General features: G+C 75.6%; 13 protein-coding genes. 7 read left to right on the forward strand and 6 right to left on the reverse strand.

Going from position 1 to position 15,986, the window contains the following annotated elements; genetic code table 11:
- Window positions 1-1,148: NYN domain-containing protein (locus AAHH18_RS14635; RefSeq protein WP_343302108.1), on the forward strand; the 1,148-nt coding region annotated here is incomplete at its 5' end.
- Window positions 1,149-1,368: 220 nt separating this feature from the next.
- Here the strand turns inward: AAHH18_RS14635 and AAHH18_RS14640 are convergent.
- Complete coding sequence (locus tag AAHH18_RS14640) at window positions 1,369-3,180, reverse strand: AMP-dependent synthetase/ligase (protein ID WP_343302109.1); 1,812 nt, start codon at window positions 3,178-3,180, stop codon at window positions 1,369-1,371.
- Window positions 3,181-3,450: 270 nt separating this feature from the next.
- On the opposite strand from AAHH18_RS14640, the gene AAHH18_RS14645 reads away from it, so the two are divergent.
- Complete coding sequence (locus AAHH18_RS14645; protein WP_283320587.1) at window positions 3,451-4,395, forward strand: ROK family glucokinase; 945 nt, start codon at window positions 3,451-3,453, stop codon at window positions 4,393-4,395.
- Window positions 4,396-4,468: 73 nt separating this feature from the next.
- On the opposite strand, the gene AAHH18_RS14650 is transcribed toward AAHH18_RS14645, so the two are convergent.
- A complete protein-coding gene (locus AAHH18_RS14650; protein ID WP_343302110.1) occupies window positions 4,469-5,110 on the reverse strand; it encodes a hypothetical protein in 642 nt (213 codons plus the stop codon).
- A 97-nt stretch (window positions 5,111-5,207) separates the two neighbouring features.
- Here AAHH18_RS14650 and AAHH18_RS14655 point away from each other — a divergent pair, with 97 nt between their 5' ends.
- The 3 genes from AAHH18_RS14655 to AAHH18_RS14665 all read left to right on the forward strand — a co-directional run bounded on the left by AAHH18_RS14655 (window position 5,208) and on the right by AAHH18_RS14665 (window position 8,691).
- Complete coding sequence (locus AAHH18_RS14655; protein WP_283320585.1) at window positions 5,208-5,984, forward strand: lysophospholipid acyltransferase family protein; 777 nt, start codon at window positions 5,208-5,210, stop codon at window positions 5,982-5,984.
- Between the two features lie 134 nt (window positions 5,985-6,118).
- Window positions 6,119-7,339, forward strand: a complete 1,221-nt coding sequence (locus AAHH18_RS14660; RefSeq protein ID WP_222172330.1) for a pyrophosphate--fructose-6-phosphate 1-phosphotransferase — start codon at window positions 6,119-6,121, stop codon at window positions 7,337-7,339.
- Window positions 7,339-8,691, forward strand: coding sequence for a class II 3-deoxy-7-phosphoheptulonate synthase (locus tag AAHH18_RS14665; protein WP_283320584.1), 1,353 nt, complete (start codon window positions 7,339-7,341; stop codon window positions 8,689-8,691). Before AAHH18_RS14660 ends, AAHH18_RS14665 begins: the two co-directional genes overlap by 1 nt.
- Before the next feature lie 73 nt (window positions 8,692-8,764).
- Here AAHH18_RS14665 and pknB read toward each other — a convergent pair whose 3' ends face one another.
- Together pknB and AAHH18_RS14675 are read right to left on the reverse strand one after the other, a co-directional pair.
- A complete protein-coding gene (pknB, locus tag AAHH18_RS14670) occupies window positions 8,765-10,765 on the reverse strand; it encodes a Stk1 family PASTA domain-containing Ser/Thr kinase (RefSeq protein ID WP_343302111.1) in 2,001 nt (666 codons plus the stop codon).
- 48 nt (window positions 10,766-10,813) lie between these two features.
- Window positions 10,814-11,845, reverse strand: coding sequence for a lytic transglycosylase (locus AAHH18_RS14675; RefSeq protein ID WP_343302112.1), 1,032 nt, complete (start codon window positions 11,843-11,845; stop codon window positions 10,814-10,816).
- Between the two features lie 228 nt (window positions 11,846-12,073).
- Between AAHH18_RS14675 and AAHH18_RS14680 the strand changes: the two genes are divergently transcribed.
- Window positions 12,074-12,529 (forward strand): Rv2175c family DNA-binding protein, encoded by a 456-nt coding sequence (locus tag AAHH18_RS14680; protein WP_343302113.1) that lies wholly within the window; start codon window positions 12,074-12,076, stop codon window positions 12,527-12,529.
- 74 nt (window positions 12,530-12,603) lie between these two features.
- On the opposite strand, the gene AAHH18_RS14685 is transcribed toward AAHH18_RS14680, so the two are convergent.
- Both AAHH18_RS14685 and AAHH18_RS14690 read right to left on the reverse strand, forming a co-directional pair.
- Window positions 12,604-13,722 carry a polyprenyl synthetase family protein gene (locus tag AAHH18_RS14685; RefSeq protein ID WP_343302114.1) on the reverse strand — a complete coding sequence of 373 codons (1,119 nt, stop codon included), beginning with the start codon at window positions 13,720-13,722 and terminating at the stop codon, window positions 12,604-12,606.
- Between the two features lie 17 nt (window positions 13,723-13,739).
- Window positions 13,740-14,243: a hypothetical protein gene (locus AAHH18_RS14690; protein ID WP_343302115.1), complete on the reverse strand. Its 504-nt coding sequence runs from the start codon at window positions 14,241-14,243 to the stop codon at window positions 13,740-13,742.
- 126 nt (window positions 14,244-14,369) lie between these two features.
- Here AAHH18_RS14690 and AAHH18_RS14695 point away from each other — a divergent pair, with 126 nt between their 5' ends.
- Window positions 14,370-15,902: a DUF4192 family protein gene (locus tag AAHH18_RS14695; protein WP_343302116.1), complete on the forward strand. Its 1,533-nt coding sequence runs from the start codon at window positions 14,370-14,372 to the stop codon at window positions 15,900-15,902.
- Window positions 15,903-15,986: the final 84 nt, after the last annotated feature.

A 15,986-nucleotide genomic window follows, 5' to 3' on the forward strand; every position in this document is an offset into this window, starting at 1 on the left:
CGCCGGACCCGGTGACGCTGGCCGTGGGCGCCGTGCTGCTGCGCCCGCCGGGATGGCAGGACGTGGTGCGCGCGGCCGCGGCGCCGGAGGCCTGGCCCGCGGGCTCGGGCGAGGAGGATCCGAGCGCAGCCGGCGCGGGAGGGTCGCGAGGGCAGGGCACGGGCCCCGCCCAGGGCTCGGGTTCTCCTCAGGGCTCCGGCCGCCCGCAGGGCTCCGGTGCCCGCCTGGGCTCGGCCTCCCGCGGGGGCTCGGGCTCCGCGGTGGCCGTGCGGCCCGACGACGTGCACCGGATCGCCGCGCGGCTGGCGGCCGAGCAGGAGCGGGCGGACGCGGCGGAGGCCGAGCTGGTCGCGCTGCGCAAGGAGCTGCGACGGCTCCGGTCGGACGCGGACCGCGCGAGGGCCGAGGCGCGGCGGGCCGCCGAGCGGGCGGCGGAGGTCGGCGCCGCCGCCGAGCGGGTGCACGCCGAGGCCGCGGCGCTCCGGGCGCGGGCCGACGAGGAACGGCGGCGCGCGGAGGAGCTGGTGCGGGCCGCCCGGGAGGACGCCGCGGTGCTGCGGGACCTCGCGGAGGTGCGGGTGCGGCTGCTGCTGGACACGCTGGTGGAGGCGGGGTCGGCGCTGCGGGAGGAGCTCGCGCTGCCCCCGGCGGGTGCGATGCCGGCCGACCTGGTGGCCCCGGCGGCCGTGCCCGGTCCAGCCGGACGTGCGACGTCGAGGGGGCGGGGTGCGGACGACCCGGCGCTGCTGGACGAGCTGCTCGCCATGCCGCGGGCCCACCTGGTGGTCGACGGCTACAACGTCTCGAAGCTCGCCTGGCCCGACGTCCCGCTCGCCGAGCAGCGCCGCCGTCTCACCGAGCGGCTCGCGAACCTCGCCGGACGGACGGGCGCGGAGGTGACGTGCTGCTTCGACGGGCGCGAGCCCGGGCCGCACGACCGGGCCCCGAGCGGACCGCGCGGGGTGCGGGTGCTGTTCTCGCAGGGGGAGATCGCCGACGACCTCATCCGGCGGCTCGTGCGTGCGGAGCCGACAGGCAGGGTGGTCGTGGCGGTGACGTCCGACCGGGCGCTGGGCGCCGACCTCGAGGCGGCCGGCGCCCGGGTCCTGCCGTCGGCGACCCTGCTCGCGCGGCTCGGGCGCGTCTGACGTCGGCGCGCCCAGGACGGTCCGGCGCGTTCCGGCGCCCCGGCACCGACCTCCTACCCGCCGGGCACCCGAGCGCCGGGCACCGATAGCCCACGCGCGCCGACCCGGCCGCGACCCGGCCGCGACCGGGCCCCGCGACCGGGCCCCGCGACCGGGTCCCGCGACCGGGCCGCGCGACCGGGCCCCGCAGCGGGGTCCCGCGACCGCCGGCGACCCCGCCTCAGCGCCCGGGCTCGGCGGCGTAGATCGCCTCGACGTCCGTCGCGAAGTCCTTCAGGACGTGGGTGCGCCGCACGCTCAGCTTCGGCGTGAGGTGCCCGCTCGCGATGGTGAGGTCGCGCTCGAGGATGCGGTAGCGGCGGATCGACTCGGCGCGCGAGACGGCCCGGTTGGCGCGCTCGACGGCCTGGTCGACGGACGCGAGCACCTCGTGGTCGTGCATGGCCTGCGCGACGGACATCGGCTCGCGGCCGTGCGCCGAGCACCAGCCCGGCAGCCCCTCGGCGTCGAGGGTGACGAGCGCACCGATGAACGGCCGGCCGTCCCCGACCACGACCACCTGACTGATGAGCGGGTGGGCGCGCAGGCGGTCCTCGAGCAGCGCCGGGGCGACGTTCTTGCCGCCCGCGGTGACGATGATCTCCTTCTTGCGGCCGGTGATGCTGAGGTAGCCGTCGGCGTCCAGGGAGCCGAGGTCGCCGGTGCGGAACCAGCCGTCGTCGAACGCCTCGGCGGTGGCGACGGGGTTGCCGTGGTACCGCGTGAAGATCTGCGGCCCGCGCACCTCGACCTCGCCGTCCGCGGCGATCCGGACGGACGTGCCGGGCAGCGGCGGCCCGACCGTGCCGATGCGCGTCTTGCCCGGCAGGTTGACGGTGGCCGGGGCGGTGGTCTCGGTCAGGCCGTACCCCTCGAGCACGCGGACGCCGATGCCGCGGAAGAAGTGCCCGAGCCGCTCGCCGAGCGGAGCCCCTCCGGAGATCGCCCACTCGACCTGGCCGCCCATGGCGTCGCGGAGCTTGTGGAACACGAGCCGGTCGGCGACGGCGTGCTGCACCCGCAGCGCGATCCCGGGCCGGCCGTCGTCGAGCGCGCGCGAGTAGGCGATCGCGGTGCGCGCGGCCCACTGGAAGATCTTCAGCTTCCCGCCGGCGGCGGCCTTCTGCTCGGCGGAGTTGTAGACCTTCTCGAACACGCGCGGCACCGAGAGGATGAACGTCGGCCGGAACTCGCCGAGGTCCTGCAGGAGCTGCTTGGTGTCGGGCGTGTGGCCGAGGACGGAGCCCGCGGGCATGCAGAGCACCTCGACGAAGCGTGCGAACACGTGCGCGAGCGGCATGAACAGCAGCGTCCGGGAGCCGGGAGTCGCGACGACCTCGTGCAGCCCCTGGACGGCGTTGCGCGCGAGCACGGAGAAGTTGCCGTGCGTGAGCTCGACGCCCTTGGGGCGGCCGGTGGTGCCGGAGGTGTAGATCAGCGTGGCGAGGTCGTCCCGGCCGGCGACGCGGCGCCGGCGGTCGATCTCGGCGTCGGGCACGTCGCGGCCATCGGCGACGAGGCGGTCGACGGCCCCGTCGTCGAGGACGAGGACGTCCTGCAGCAGGGGGGCCTCGGGGCGGACCTCGGCGACGGTGGCGGCGTGCTCGGCGGTCTCGACGACGAGCAGCGTCACGGCCGCGTCGGTGAGGATCCAGTGGACCTGCTCGGCGGACGAGGTCTCGTAGACGGGGACGGGCACCGCGCCGGCGCTCCACAGGGCCCAGTCGAGCAGCGTCCACTCGTAGCGGGTGCGGGACATGATGCCGACGCGGTCGCCGGGTGCGATGCCGCGGGCGACGAAGCCGCGGGCGACGTCCCGGACCTGCCGGTCGAACTCGCGGGCGCTCACCGTGTGCCAGGTGGTACCGGTCCCGGGCGTCTTGTACTCGATGAGGGGACCGTCGCCGGTCTCGGCGACGCGGGCGGCCAGCAGGTCGAGCAGGTTCTCGCGGGGCCCCGCGTCGACGAGCAGGGGTGTGCTGAACTCCTCCATGGTTCTGGCTCCATCGTCAGAGGTCGGAAGGTGCCCGCAGCATAAGGGACTTTGGTCCCACATGCAGGGCGCTCGCCGTGCCGCCACCCGTCCGGGGACGGTGCGCGGCCCCGGGGCGGCGTGGGAGCGCGTTCAGGGAATCCGGGCGCGCACGCTAGCGTGGGCTCGCACGCGCGCGCTGCCGCCGCACCGGTGCGGCAGCACCCGGGACGCCCGGCGGCCGTGCGCCTTCGTGCGGGACGCACAACCACGACGCGGAAGCGGGGAAGCATGCACGCCATCGGTGTGGACATCGGCGGGACGAAGATCGCCGCCGGTGTGGTCGACGAGGACGGCCGCATCATCGCCAAGACGCGGCGCGACACCGACCCCCGCGACTCGGGCAGCGTCGACCGCGGCGTCATCGAGGCGTGCCAGGAGCTCGCGTCCGAGCACGAGGTGGGCGCCATCGGCCTCGCCGCCCCCGGCTTCATCGGCGCGGACCAGGCGACCGTGCTGTTCACCCCGAACCTGCCGTGGCGCGACCACCCGCTGCGCGACATCGTCGCGAAGGAGCTGGGCGACGACGTCCGGATCGTCGTGGAGAACGACGCCAACGCCGCCGGCTGGGCGGAGTTCGCGTTCGGCGCCGCACGCGACGTGCAGGACATGCTCCTGCTGACGATCGGTACGGGACTCGGCGGCGCGCTCGTCGTCGGCGGCAACCTCATCCGCGGCGCCTGGGGCGTGGCGGCCGAGGTCGGCCACATGCGCGTGGTCCCCGGCGGCCACTACTGCGGCTGCGGGCACGAGGGCTGCTGGGAGCAGTACGCCTCGGGCAGCGCCCTCGTGCGGGACGCGCAGTCGGCCCTCATCACGCAGCCCGAGCGCGGCGCCCGCCTGCTCGAGCTGGCCGGCGGCGACGCCGACGCGCTCACCGGGCCGCAGGTGACGCAGGCCGCGCAGGAGGGCGACCCGCTGGCCGTCGAGCTCCTCGCGGAGCTCGGCCGGTGGATCGGCGAGGGCTCCGCGTCCGTCGCCGCGCTGCTCGACCCGGCGATCGTCGTCATCGGCGGTGGCGTCAGCGCGGCCGGCGACCTGCTGCTCGCCCCCGCCCGCCGCGGGTTCCTCGACCAGCTGTCGGCGCGCGGGCACCGCCCGGAGGCCACGTTCGCGCTGGCCTCGATGGGCAACGACGCGGGCATCGTCGGCGCGGCGGACCTCGCGCGGCGCTGAGCCGCCCGCCGGGGCCGAGCCGCCCGCGGTGCCCAGTCGCCCGCGGGCGCGGTGACGCGCGAACCCGTGTGGTTCAGACGACCGCGCCGTCCGCGTCGTCGTGGTCGTCCTCGTCGCGCCGGTGCGGCATCCGCCACAGCAGCACGACGAGCCCGAGCAGGAACACCGCGACCGACGCCTGCACGATCGCCGACGGGGCGTCGCGCCAGCCGAGCAGGACGACGAGCCACAGCAGCGGCATCCCGCCGACCGCGAGCCACGCCATCGTGAGCAGCGGGTCGCCGCCGAGCACCGGCCCGGGGTCCGGCGGCACGAAGTGCTCCGCGTCGTCGACGCGCCGCTCCGCCTCGTCGATCTGCCCGGTGGCGTCCCAGTCGCGTCCGGTACCGCCCCCCGGCAGGCCCGCGGAGCCGTCCTCGTCGGCGTCGGTCCGGGCCTCGTCGCCCCCCGACCGGGCCGGACGCACGACGCGGCTGTCGGTGACCCAGGGTGCGACGGGGTAGGTTACGGCGGGACCGGACGACGTCCGCGGGTCGTCCTGGCCCGTGGCGCCGGAGGTCGACGGCCCGGTGAGGTCCGTGCCGCCCTGCAGGTCCGCGACGATCGCGGCCCACTGCTCGTCGGACACCTCGGCGGACCGGTCGGCGCGCGCGGCGTCGCGCTCGTCCCCGTCGGGGGACGGGTCGTCGGCGGGGTGGTCGGGACGCGGGGCCATGGCAGCACTCTAGAGTCGGCTCCGAGCACAGGGCACGGGACGGGCTCGACGGTCCCGCGCGACGAGGGCGAGAGGTGGCAGGTTGTTCTACTGGTTGATGAAGCGGGTCCTGATCGGCCCGCTGCTGCACCTGCTGTTCCGCCCGTGGGTCCGCGGGGCGGAGCACGTGCCGAGCAGCGGCGGCGCGATCCTCGCGAGCAACCACCTGGCCGTCATCGACTCGTTCTTCCTGCCCCTGGTGCTGGACCGCGAGATCGTCTTCATCGGCAAGAACGAGTACTTCACGGGGCGCGGGCTCAAGGGACGGCTGACCGCGGGCTTCATGCGCGGCGTCGGGACCATCCCGGTGGACCGCAGCGGCGGCAAGGCGTCCGAGGCGGCGCTGCGCACCGGCCTGCGGCGCCTGGAGGAGGGCAAGCTCTTCGGCATCTACCCGGAGGGCACGCGCAGCCCCGACGGCCGGCTGTACCGCGGCAAGACCGGCGTCGCCCGCCTGGCGCTGGAGTCCGGCGCGCCGGTGGTCCCCGTCGTCATGGTCGACACGGAGAAGGCCCAGCCGCTCGGGCAGCGCCTGCCGCACCCGCGCCGCATCGGCGTCGTCATCGGCGAGCCGCTCGACTTCAGCCGCTACCAGGGCATGGAGAACGACCGGTTCATCCTGCGCTCGGTCACCGACGAGATCATGTACGCGCTCATGAGCCTGTCCGGCCAGGAGTACGTCGACATCTACGCCGCGACGCAGAAGGCCCGCATCGCCACCGGCCACCCGGCCGCGACCGGCCCCGCCGCCCCGGAGCCGACCGCCCCGGGCGGCCGCGCCGTGCCCGATGTCCAGCCACCGGTCCCGCCGGAGGAGGACGCCGCGGCTCAGTAGGATGAGCCCGTCCGCCGTGCCCTGCGCGTGGCGGCACCCCGGACCTCGGTCCCGGTTCCGGGTCTCGTGCGTCGCGTTCAGTGGCGCGCGGGCTGGGGACCCCCAGCCGTGCTGATCAACGAGAGGTGTGTCTCATGTCGGTTCGTCGCGTCGCGCTCCTGACCGCGGGTGGCTTCGCTCCGTGCCTGTCCTCGGCCGTCGGTGGCCTCATCGAGCGGTACACCGAGATCGCGCCCGAGGTGGAGATCATCGCGTACGAGCACGGCTACTACGGGCTGCTGCGCGGGGACAAGATCGTCATCACCGACGAGGCGCGCCGACAGGCGGGCATCCTGCACCGGTTCGGCGGCTCGCCGATCGGCAACTCCCGCGTGAAGCTCACCAACGCGGCCGACTGCGTCAAGCGCGGGCTGGTCCAGGAGGGCCAGGACCCGCTGCAGGTCGCGGCCGAGCAGCTCAAGGCCGACGGCGTCGACGTGCTGCACACCATCGGCGGCGACGACACGAACACCACGGCCGCGGACCTCGCCGCGTACCTGGCGGAGAACGACTACGGCCTGACCGTCGTCGGCCTGCCGAAGACGATCGACAACGACGTGGTGCCGATCAAGCAGTCGCTGGGCGCCTGGACCGCCGCCGAGGAGGCCGCCGGGTTCGCCGCGAACGTCATCGGCGAGCACCGCTCCGGCCCGCGCATGCTCATCGTGCACGAGGTCATGGGCCGGCACTGCGGCTGGCTGACCGCCGCCGCCGCGTCCGAGTACCGCAAGTGGCTCGACGCCCAGGAGTGGGCCCCGGCCCTCGGCCTGACCCGTGAGCGCTGGGACATCCACGCGGTGTTCCTGCCCGAGCTGGCGATCGACATCGACGCCGAGGCCGCGCGCCTCAAGGCGATCATGGACTCCCAGGGCAACGTCAACATCTTCCTGTCCGAGGGTGCGGGCATGCACGAGATCGTCGAGCAGCTCGAGGCGTCCGGCGCCGAGGTGCCGCGCGACCCGTTCGGCCACGTCAAGCTCGACACCATCAACCCGGGCCAGTGGTTCGCGAAGCAGTTCGCGGAGAAGCTCGGCGCCGAGAAGGTCATGGTCCAGAAGTCCGGCTACTACTCGCGCGCCGCGGCCGCGAACGCCGAGGACCTGCGCCTCATCAAGTCGATGACCGACCTGGCCGTCGAGTGCGCCCTGCGCGGCGAGGCCGGCGTCATCGGCCACGACGAGGAGGACGGCGACCGCCTCAAGGCCATCGCGTTCCCGCGGATCGCGGGCGGCAAGGCGTTCGACGTCTCGCAGCCGTGGTTCGGCGCGCTCCTGGAGGGCATCGGGCAGCCCCTGGTGCCCGCAGCGGCCCACTGATGAGCGTCGAGGCCGACCCCGCGGTGCTCGAGGGCCTCGAGCACTGGCGGACCCTGCCCGTCACGCAGCAGCCCGCGTGGCCGGACGCCGACGCCCTCGCGCGCGTCGGCGCCCGGCTCGCCGGCCTGCCTCCGCTGGTGTTCGCGGGGGAGGCGGACGCGCTGCGCGGCCAGCTCGCCGCCGCGGGCCGGGGCGAGGCGTTCCTGCTGCAGGGCGGTGACTGCGCCGAGACGTTCGCGGAGGCCACGGCCGACAACATCCGCGGCAAGATCATGACCGTCCTGCAGATGGCGGTCGTGCTCACGTACGGCGCCAGCCTGCCCGTCATCAAGATGGGCCGGATGGCGGGGCAGTACGCCAAGCCGCGCTCGTCGGAGACCGAGACCCGCGACGGCGTGACGCTGCCGGCGTTCCGGGGCGACATCATCAACGGCTTCGAGTTCACGCCCGAGGCCCGCACGCCCGACCCGGAGCGGCTGCTCGACGCGTACCACACGTCCGCGTCGACGCTGAACCTCATCCGCGCGTTCACCACCGGGGGCTTCGCGTCCCTGCTGCGGGTGCACGAGTGGAACCGGGGCTTCACCGCGAACCCGGCGTACGCGCGGTACGAGGAGATCGCCGCGGAGATCGACCGCGCGATCCGGTTCATGGCCGCGTGCGGCGCCGACTTCGACGCGCTGCGGACCGTGGACTTCTACTCGAGCCACGAGGGCCTGCTGCTCGACTACGAGCGTCCCCTCACGCGCATCGACTCGCGGACCGGGCTGCCGTACGACTGCTCGGCGCACTTCCTGTGGATCGGGGAGCGCACCCGGCAGCTCGACGGCGCGCACGTGGACTACTTCAGCCGCGTGCACAACCCGATCGGCATCAAGCTCGGCCCGACCTCGACGGCCGACGACGCCCTGCGGCTGATCGACAGGCTCAACCCGAGCGCGGAGCCTGGCCGCATCACGTTCATCACGCGCATGGGCGCCGGGAAGATCCGCGACCTGCTGCCGTCGCTCGTCGAGAAGGTCACCGCCGACGGCCGTCCCGTCACGTGGGTGTGCGACCCGATGCACGGCAACGGCATCACGTCGGCGTCCGGGTACAAGACGCGGCGGTTCTCCGACGTCATGGACGAGGTCGCCGGGTTCTTCGAGGTGCACCGGTCGCTCGGGACCGTGCCGGGCGGGCTGCACATCGAGCTCACCGGGGACGACGTCACCGAGGTGCTCGGCGGCGCGGAGGAGATCGACGACGCCGGGCTGGCGCGCCGGTACGAGACGCTCGTCGACCCGCGGCTGAACCACCAGCAGTCGCTGGAGCTCGCGTTCCAGGTGGTGGAGCTGCTCCGCCGGAGCTGACACCCCGCGACGACGCCCCGTGCCGCGCGCCCCGATGAGGGCCGCTGCGCGGGGCGTCGTGGTGCGCAGCGCGTCAGACGACGGTGAGCGTGATGGTGCTGCCCTTCGGCACGGACTCGCCACCGGCCGTGCTCTGGTCGCGGACCGTCCCGAAGATGCCGCCGAGCACGTTCTGCCGCTCCGCCTTCAGCCCGAGCTCCTCGAGCGCCGCCGCAGCCTCGTCGTACTGCTTGCCGCGCAGGTTGGGGACCTCGACCATCTCCGGCCCCTTCGACACCTGCAGCGTCACGGTGTCCGTGCGGTGCCCCTCGGTGCCGCCCTCGGGGGACTGGGAGATCACGCGGCCGGCCTCGACGGTGTCGCTGAACGCCTCCTGCGCCTCGACCTTCAGGCCGATGGCGTCGAGCTGCGTCCGCGCCTGGTCGAGGGTCGCGCCGACGACGGAGACCACGGTGACGGGCTCGGGTCCCTTGGACACGGTGAGGTACAGCGTGGACCCGCGCCGGATGGAGGCGTTCGGCTCGACGGCGGTCCCGTCGGCGTCGGTGATCGCGGTGACGACGCCGAACCCGGCGGTGTCGGAGTAGACGTTGTCGTTGTAGTCCACGACGAGGTCGGCCCCGGTGATCGCGGCCTCCACGTCGGCCTGCTGCTTCCCGACGAGGTCCGCGGGCACGGTCACCAGGTCGGGGCCGCGGGAGACGGACAGCGTGACGCTGCCGTCCTTGCGCACGGGGTCGCCCTCGGCCGGCTCCGCGGCGAAGACGGTGCCCTTCGGCGCCGAGTCGTGGAACTCCTCGACGGGGTCGGCGCCGAGCCCCGCGTCCTGGAGCTCCGCCACGGCCTCGTCGACGGTCAGCGACGTCACCTCGGGGACGGTGGTGTAGGCGCCGGGGCCCTCCGCGAGGTACCACCACGTCCCGCCGCCGGCAGCGGCGAGGACCAGCACCGCGGCGAGCGCCCAGCGCCACCAGCGACGCCGGCGCGACGGCGCGGGGGAGTCGACGGCGGGCTCGGGCCCGCCCGCGGTGACGACGCCGATCGGCAGCGCGACGGTCCGTCCGGGTGCGTCGATGCGTGCCGTGGCGTCCGAGGGGCGGCCGTCGTCGTCGGACGGGTCGTCGCCCCGGAGGTCACTGGGCCCGTCGGACTCCGGGTCGGTGGCCTGGGGGAGCGACACGGCCGGCTCGACGTCCACCCGGCGGTCGAGCGTGGCGGTGTCGAGCGCCGTCCGCGTGCGCCGCAGCAGCGCGAGCGCGGCCCCGGCGTCGGCCGGACGGTCGTCGGGCTCGCGGGCCGACAGCGCCCCGACCAGCTCGTCCACCTCGACCGGGAGCCAGGACGCGGTGTCGGACGGCGCGGGCACGTCGGAGTTCACGTGCTGGAACGCGATCTGGATGGGCGTCTCGCCGGTGAACGGCTGCGCTCCGGTGATCATCTCGTACAGCAGCACGCCCGCGGCGTACACGTCGGTGCGGGCGTCGCTGCCGCCGTGCAGCACGAGCTCGGGGGCGAGGTAGGCCACGGTGCCGAAGACGGTGCCGGTGGTGGTGGACGTGACCTCGGTGACGGCGCGCGCGAGACCGAAGTCCGTGACCTTCACCCGGCCGTCCGACGCGAGCAGGACGTTCTCGGGCTTCACGTCGCGGTGCACGAGACCCGCGCGGTGCGCCGCGGCCAGCGCGTCGAGCACCTGCTCCGCCACGCCGAGCGCCTCGCCGACGCTCAGGGACCCGCGCTCCGCGAGGTGCCGCCGCAGGTTCACGCCGTCGACGTACTCCATGGTCAGGTACGACGTCTCGCCGTCGACGCCCTGGTCGTACACCCCGACGAGTCCGGGGTGCGTCAGCCGGGCGGCGGCGCGCGCCTCCCGCCGGAACCGCGCGACGAAGTTCGCCCCCGCGGTCCCCTCGGCGAGGTGCGGGTGCATCACCTTCAGCGCGACGTCACGGTCCAGCCGGCGGTCCACCGCGAGGTACACGGTGGCCATCCCGCCGCGCGCGATCCGCGAGACGACCTGGTACCGCCCGTCGACCAGGCGGCCGACGAGCGGATCGGTGACGGTGGCTCCCACGGCGCGCAGTCTACGGTGGCGGGGTCGCCGGACCCGGCAGGCAGACCGTCAGAAGCGCGCCATGAGGGTCTGGACGTTCGCCACGTAGCGCCGGGTGTCGCTGAACATCCCGTTGCGCTTCACCGAGCCGGCGCCCTGGTAGTACGACGCGATGGCCGTGGGCAGGTCGGGCGAGGTCTTCACGAGCTGGCGCAGGATCGCCACGCCCGCCACGACGTTGTCGTCGGGGTCCAGCAGGTTGAGGTCGCGGCCGACCAGGTCCGACGCCCAGTCGCCCGACGTCGGGATGACCTGCATGGTCCCGATCGCGTTGGCGGGGGAGACCGACGTGTGGTCGAACCCGGACTCCTGGAACGCGATCGCCTGGGCCAGCGCGGCGTCGACGCCCATGGCCCGGGCGGTCGAGGCGACCTTCGCCTGCATCTGGTCGCGGCTCGGCACGCCCATCGCCAGCAGCGAGGCCTTGTTCGCGTTGGCGGAGGCGACCACGCTCGGCGCGTAGGTGCGGCCGAGGAACGTGTTGCCGACGAGCGCGGTGCCGCCGGTGGCCTGCGGCGCGGCGGCGGTCGCGGTCGTCGCGGTGGCGCCGGCGCCGGGGATGGTGAGGGTCTGGCCGACGCGGATGAAGGCGCGTGCGTCGAGGCCGTTGGCGGACACGACGGCGGCGACGGTGGTGCCGTAGCGCGGGGCGATGGCGGAGACGGTCTCGCCGGAGGCGACGGGGTGCGCCCCGCCGGTGGCCTGCGGCGCGGCGGCGGGCGCGGTCGTCGCGGAGCGCTGGGTCGGGATGGTGAGCCGCTGCCCCTCGCGGATGAACGCGCGCGAGTCCAGTCCGTTCGCCGTGCGGACGGCGGAGACGGTCGTGCCGTGCCGGGCGGCGATGTGGCTGACGGTGTCACCGGACCGCACCGTGTACTGCTCGTCGGCGTGCGCGGCTCCCGCCGACGCCGTGGCGGCGACGGCGGCGATCGCGATCGCGCCGGTCCCGGTCGCGAGGCGGCGTCCACGGGCGCGGGAGGCGGCGCCGGGCGCCTGGGCGCGGGCGGCCTGGTCCGTGAGGGCGAGGGCGGGCTGCGTCATGGTGGGGACCCCTGTGCTGAGGACGTCGCCGCTGGCGGTGTGCGAGTGACGTGTGTGACTGCTGTGACTGATGTGACTAGTGCGACGGTAGTGCAGGTGACGGGGCCTGGGAAGTCGGCGGTCGCATTTGTCCGGTTGACCTGCGCCGATCCGTCGCGACGTCACCCGCTGGGTGGACGCACGGGACGTCCGGGCCGGTGGCGGCGCCGTCGGGACGCGAGGCGTCGGATGCCGCCCGGGCTCAGTACGCTGGCCCGCGTGACTGCGCAGCCCACCCCCGATGACCTGGTCGACACCTGGCTGACCGTGCCCGACGCGGCCGACGAGCTCGGCCTCGACGCCGGCAAGGTCCGCCGCCTGCTGAAGGAGCGGCGGCTGGCCGCCGTCCGGCGGGGGGAGCCGCGGGTCCTCAGCATCCCCGCGGCGTTCCTCGTCCCGGTCGACGCGGCGAACCCGGTCGCCGACCCGCACGCCGACGAGGACGACGAGGCGCCCGCGGCGCGTGCCACGGTGCTCGCCTCGCTGCAGGGCACCCTGACGGTGCTCGGGGACGCCGGCTTCTCCGACGAGGAGGCCATCGTGTGGTTGTTCACCGCGGACGACTCGCTGCCGGGACGCCCCGTCGACGCCCTGCGCGCGGGGCACAAGACCGAGGTGCGCCGTCGCGCCCAGGCGATGCTCTGAGCGTGTGACGCGCCGGTGCGGGCGGCGGCCGTCGGCCGGCGCCGCACCGGCACGCCGGCTCGGTAAGCCGCCGTCTACGCCCGGCGGTCCACCGCGGCGTGCGCCAGCTCGAGCAGCATCGCCCGGCCGTCGTCGGCCAGGGGCGCGGCGGCCAGCTCGGTGAACGCCCGGTCGCTCAGCCCGGCGATCAGCTCCTCCACGTCGGCGACGGCGCCGCTCGCGTCGATGAGGGCGGCCAGCGCTCCGCACGCCGCGTCGTCCAGGTCGCGGTCGCCGAGGCCGGTGCGCAGCGCATCGACGAGCGCCACGTCGCCCGACTCCTGCCCGCGGGCCATCGCTCGGGCGACCAGTACTGTGCGCTTGCCCTCCCGCAGGTCGTCGCCGGCGGGCTTGCCCGTGGCGGCGGGGTCGCCGAATACGCCGAGCAGGTCGTCGCGGAGCTGGAACGCCTCGCCGAGCGGCAGGCCGTAGCGGGCCGTGGCCGCCAGCGCCGCGTCGTCCGCGCCCGCCAGCACCGCGCCGAGCCGCAGCGGGTGCTCCACGCTGTAGCGGGCCGACTTCGAGACGATCACCTCCCGGGCGCGGGCCTCGTCCTCGACCGGGTCCTCGCCCCACGGCAGCACCTGCGCCAGCAGGTCGAGGTACTGCCCGACCGTGACCTCCGTGCGCATGCGCTCGAAGACGTCGTGCGCCCCCGTCCGCCGGTCCGCCGGGCACCGCTCGACGGCCCGGACGAGCTCGCGCTCGCTCGCGACGAGCGCGAGGTCGCCCAGCAGGATCGCGGCGGACTCCCCGAACCGCCCCGCGTCGCCCGACCACCCCTGCGCGACGTGCCGAGCGGCGAACCGCCGGTGCGCCGACGGCTGGCCGCGGCGGGTGTCGGAGTCGTCCATCACGTCGTCGTGGAACAGGGCGGCGGCCTGGAACAGCTCGAGCGCGGCACCGACCCGCAGGACGATCTCCGCGTCCGCCGAGCCCGCCTCCCCGCCGTGCGCGCGCCACGACCAGTAGCAGAAGGCCGCCCGCAGCCGCTTGCCGCCGGCGAGCATCTGCCCGAGCGCCTCCGCGAGCGGGACGGCGCCGGCGCCGGCGGCCGCGAGCTCGGGGACGAGCCCCGCGACGTGCTCCGTGAGCAGGGCGTCCACCCGGGGGCGCAGATCCTCGACGTCGACCAGGGCGGTGGTGGGGCTCACGCGGCGAGCCTAGGGCCTCAGAGGCGGACGGACCCGCCCAGGGTGAGCGTGCGGACGCCGTCGCGGTCCAGCACGCCGAGCGTCAGGATCTCGTCGGCCTGGTCCCCGCGCACGAACGTGGACGAGGCGGCCAGCCCCGAGGTGCCCGGGTCCACGACCGTCTCCGTGAAGCCGGCGGCCGCGAGCTGGTCGCGCACGTCCTGCACCAGTGCGTCCGTGCCCAGCGGGCTGCGGAGGTTGAGGCTGATCGTCGTGAGGCCCGTCGCCGCGTCCGGCTCGGCGCTCGAGACGAGGATGTCGCTGCCCTCGGGCGGAGCCACCAGCTCGGACGGGAAGCCGGGCGCCAGCCCCCCGACCTGCGAGCCGGTGGCCGTCGGGCTGGGCAGCAGGGACTCCGTCGGCGCGGGCGCGGGGTCCGGGCTCACGAGGGTGGTGGGGGCGGGCGCCGGGTCGTCGTCCGCGCAGGCCGCCGTCGACAGGACCGCGAGCACCAGCAGAGCGGTGGCAGGTCGGACGAGCACGCGGTCACAGTAGCGCCGCTCCCCGGGCGGGCGCCGAGTCCTCCACAGGGCTGTTGCCGGTGCATCGTCCCCAGCGCGCCGGCGCCGGCATGCCGCGACGGGCCGGTGCCGCGGTGGAGTGACGCCATGACCACCACGACCACGACCACGACCACGGCGCCGAGCGCGGCGGCGAGCGCGACGCCACCCGCGGCGGACACCCGCGGGCGGGGCGCCACCCGGCTCGCGCCTGCGCAGCAGCGTCCCCACCCCACCCCGGAGCTGCTCGGAGCGCTGCCGTACCAGCTCGGTTTCCGCCCCGAGGAGTGCCTGGTCGCCGTCGGGCTCCGCGGTCCGGGACGCAGCATCGGCCTCGTGGCCAGGATCGACCTGGACGACGTCCTCAGCCCGGCAGGTCCGGACCTGCTCGACGACGTCGCCGGGCACCTCGCGGCCGACCACGCGGTGGAGGTCGTGGTCGTCGTCTACAGCACCGAGGGCGACCCGCGCGACCTCCCGCCCGGATCGGGCGCCGTCGGAGGTGCCGACACGCAGCGGGCGGCCGAGTCGGCCCGGGCGGCGCTGGAGCACCTCGGGCCGGTCACGACCTGGATGGTGGCGCAGGGTCGGTACCTGGGACTGACGTGCCGCGACGCGGCGTGCTGCCCGCCCGGCGGGCGACCGCTCGCGGAGCTGGAGCCGGGCGGGATCGCCGGCCCGGTGGCCCGCGCCCGGCCGCTGCCCCGGCGTACGGAGCTCGCCGCCGTCCCCGTGGCACCCGCGGGCCGCCGGCGCTCAGCAGCCGCCGCCAGGTCCCGGTGGACGGACGCCCGGCTGCGTGCGTCCGGCCCGGAGGCGCTGCTCGGCTGGAGGGAGCGCTCGCTCCGGGCCTGGCGCGCTGCCGTCGCCGACGTGCACCGGTCGCCGGGCGAGGGCGTCGACCTGAGTCCCGCCCAGCTCGGTCGCATCGAGGCCGCGCTCGAGGACACGACCGTGCGGGACGCGGTGGTGCTCACCCTGATCCGGCCGGAGGCGACCCTCCCGGATGCGTTGCTGCGACACCTCCCGCACTCCGACGGCGCGGACGCGGCGGACGGCGGGCCGACGCCCGGGGCAGCTGCCGCGACGGTCGGGGATGGCGCGGGTGTGAGGGGCGACGCGTCGACAGCCGCGGGCGGCGCCGGGACCGTCGACGGTGCATCCGGCGTGGGGGACGGCGCTCGGGGGACGCAGGGCGATGCCACGGACGCGCGTCCGGCCGGACGTGGCACGACGGGCGTGCCCGGTGCCGGGGGTGCGGACTCCGCCGCGGCGTCGGACGCGGACGACGGCGCCCGCGGGCCGGAGGTCGCTCCCGCCGACGCGGCATCCGTGTCCGCGGCGGTGCGGCGCACGCTGGACGTGCTCCTCGAGCCCGAGCACGCCGAGGAGCCTCGGGAGGACGTCGCGTCGACAGCGCGCGCGGTGCTCGAGGCCGTCGTGGCCCACGGTCGCACGGGCCGGCAGGCACCCGCGTGCACGCTGCTGGCGCTGCTCGCCTGGTGGGCGGGCGACGCGATCCGGGCGCGGCTGCTGGTCGACCGGGCGCTCGCGGAGGACCCGTCCCACCGGCTGGCCGAGCTCCTGGACCGGGCGCTCGGTGTCGGGCTGGCCCCGGGGTGGCTGCGTCGTCGCTGCTGAGCGGCCCGGCGCTGTCGTGCGGGTGCGGCGCGTTCCGGTACCGTCGGACCACGGTCCGCAGCCGCACCCGAGCGATGTCCTCGC

The sequence above is a fragment of the Cellulomonas olei genome (assembly GCF_039548315.1).
In the GTDB taxonomy this organism is placed as follows: Bacteria; Actinomycetota; Actinomycetes; order Actinomycetales; family Cellulomonadaceae; genus Cellulomonas.

Bases quoted from the DNA above. Each gene is read 5' to 3' on its own strand.
- AAHH18_RS14680 (WP_343302113.1), top strand. From the start codon at position 12,074: ATGCCGCCCGGGCTCAGTACGCTGGCCCGCGTGACTGCGCAGCCCACC.
- AAHH18_RS14695 (WP_343302116.1), top strand. From the start codon at position 14,370: ATGACCACCACGACCACGACCACGACCACGGCGCCGAGCGCGGCGGCG.
- AAHH18_RS14675 (WP_343302112.1), bottom strand. From the start codon at position 11,845: ATGACGCAGCCCGCCCTCGCCCTCACGGACCAGGCCGCCCGCGCCCAG.
- AAHH18_RS14665 (WP_283320584.1), top strand. From the start codon at position 7,339: ATGAGCGTCGAGGCCGACCCCGCGGTGCTCGAGGGCCTCGAGCACTGG.
- AAHH18_RS14640 (WP_343302109.1), bottom strand. From the start codon at position 3,180: ATGGAGGAGTTCAGCACACCCCTGCTCGTCGACGCGGGGCCCCGCGAG.
- AAHH18_RS14650 (WP_343302110.1), bottom strand. From the start codon at position 5,110: ATGGCCCCGCGTCCCGACCACCCCGCCGACGACCCGTCCCCCGACGGG.
- AAHH18_RS14660 (WP_222172330.1), top strand. From the start codon at position 6,119: ATGTCGGTTCGTCGCGTCGCGCTCCTGACCGCGGGTGGCTTCGCTCCG.
- AAHH18_RS14655 (WP_283320585.1), top strand. From the start codon at position 5,208: ATGAAGCGGGTCCTGATCGGCCCGCTGCTGCACCTGCTGTTCCGCCCG.
- AAHH18_RS14645 (WP_283320587.1), top strand. From the start codon at position 3,451: ATGCACGCCATCGGTGTGGACATCGGCGGGACGAAGATCGCCGCCGGT.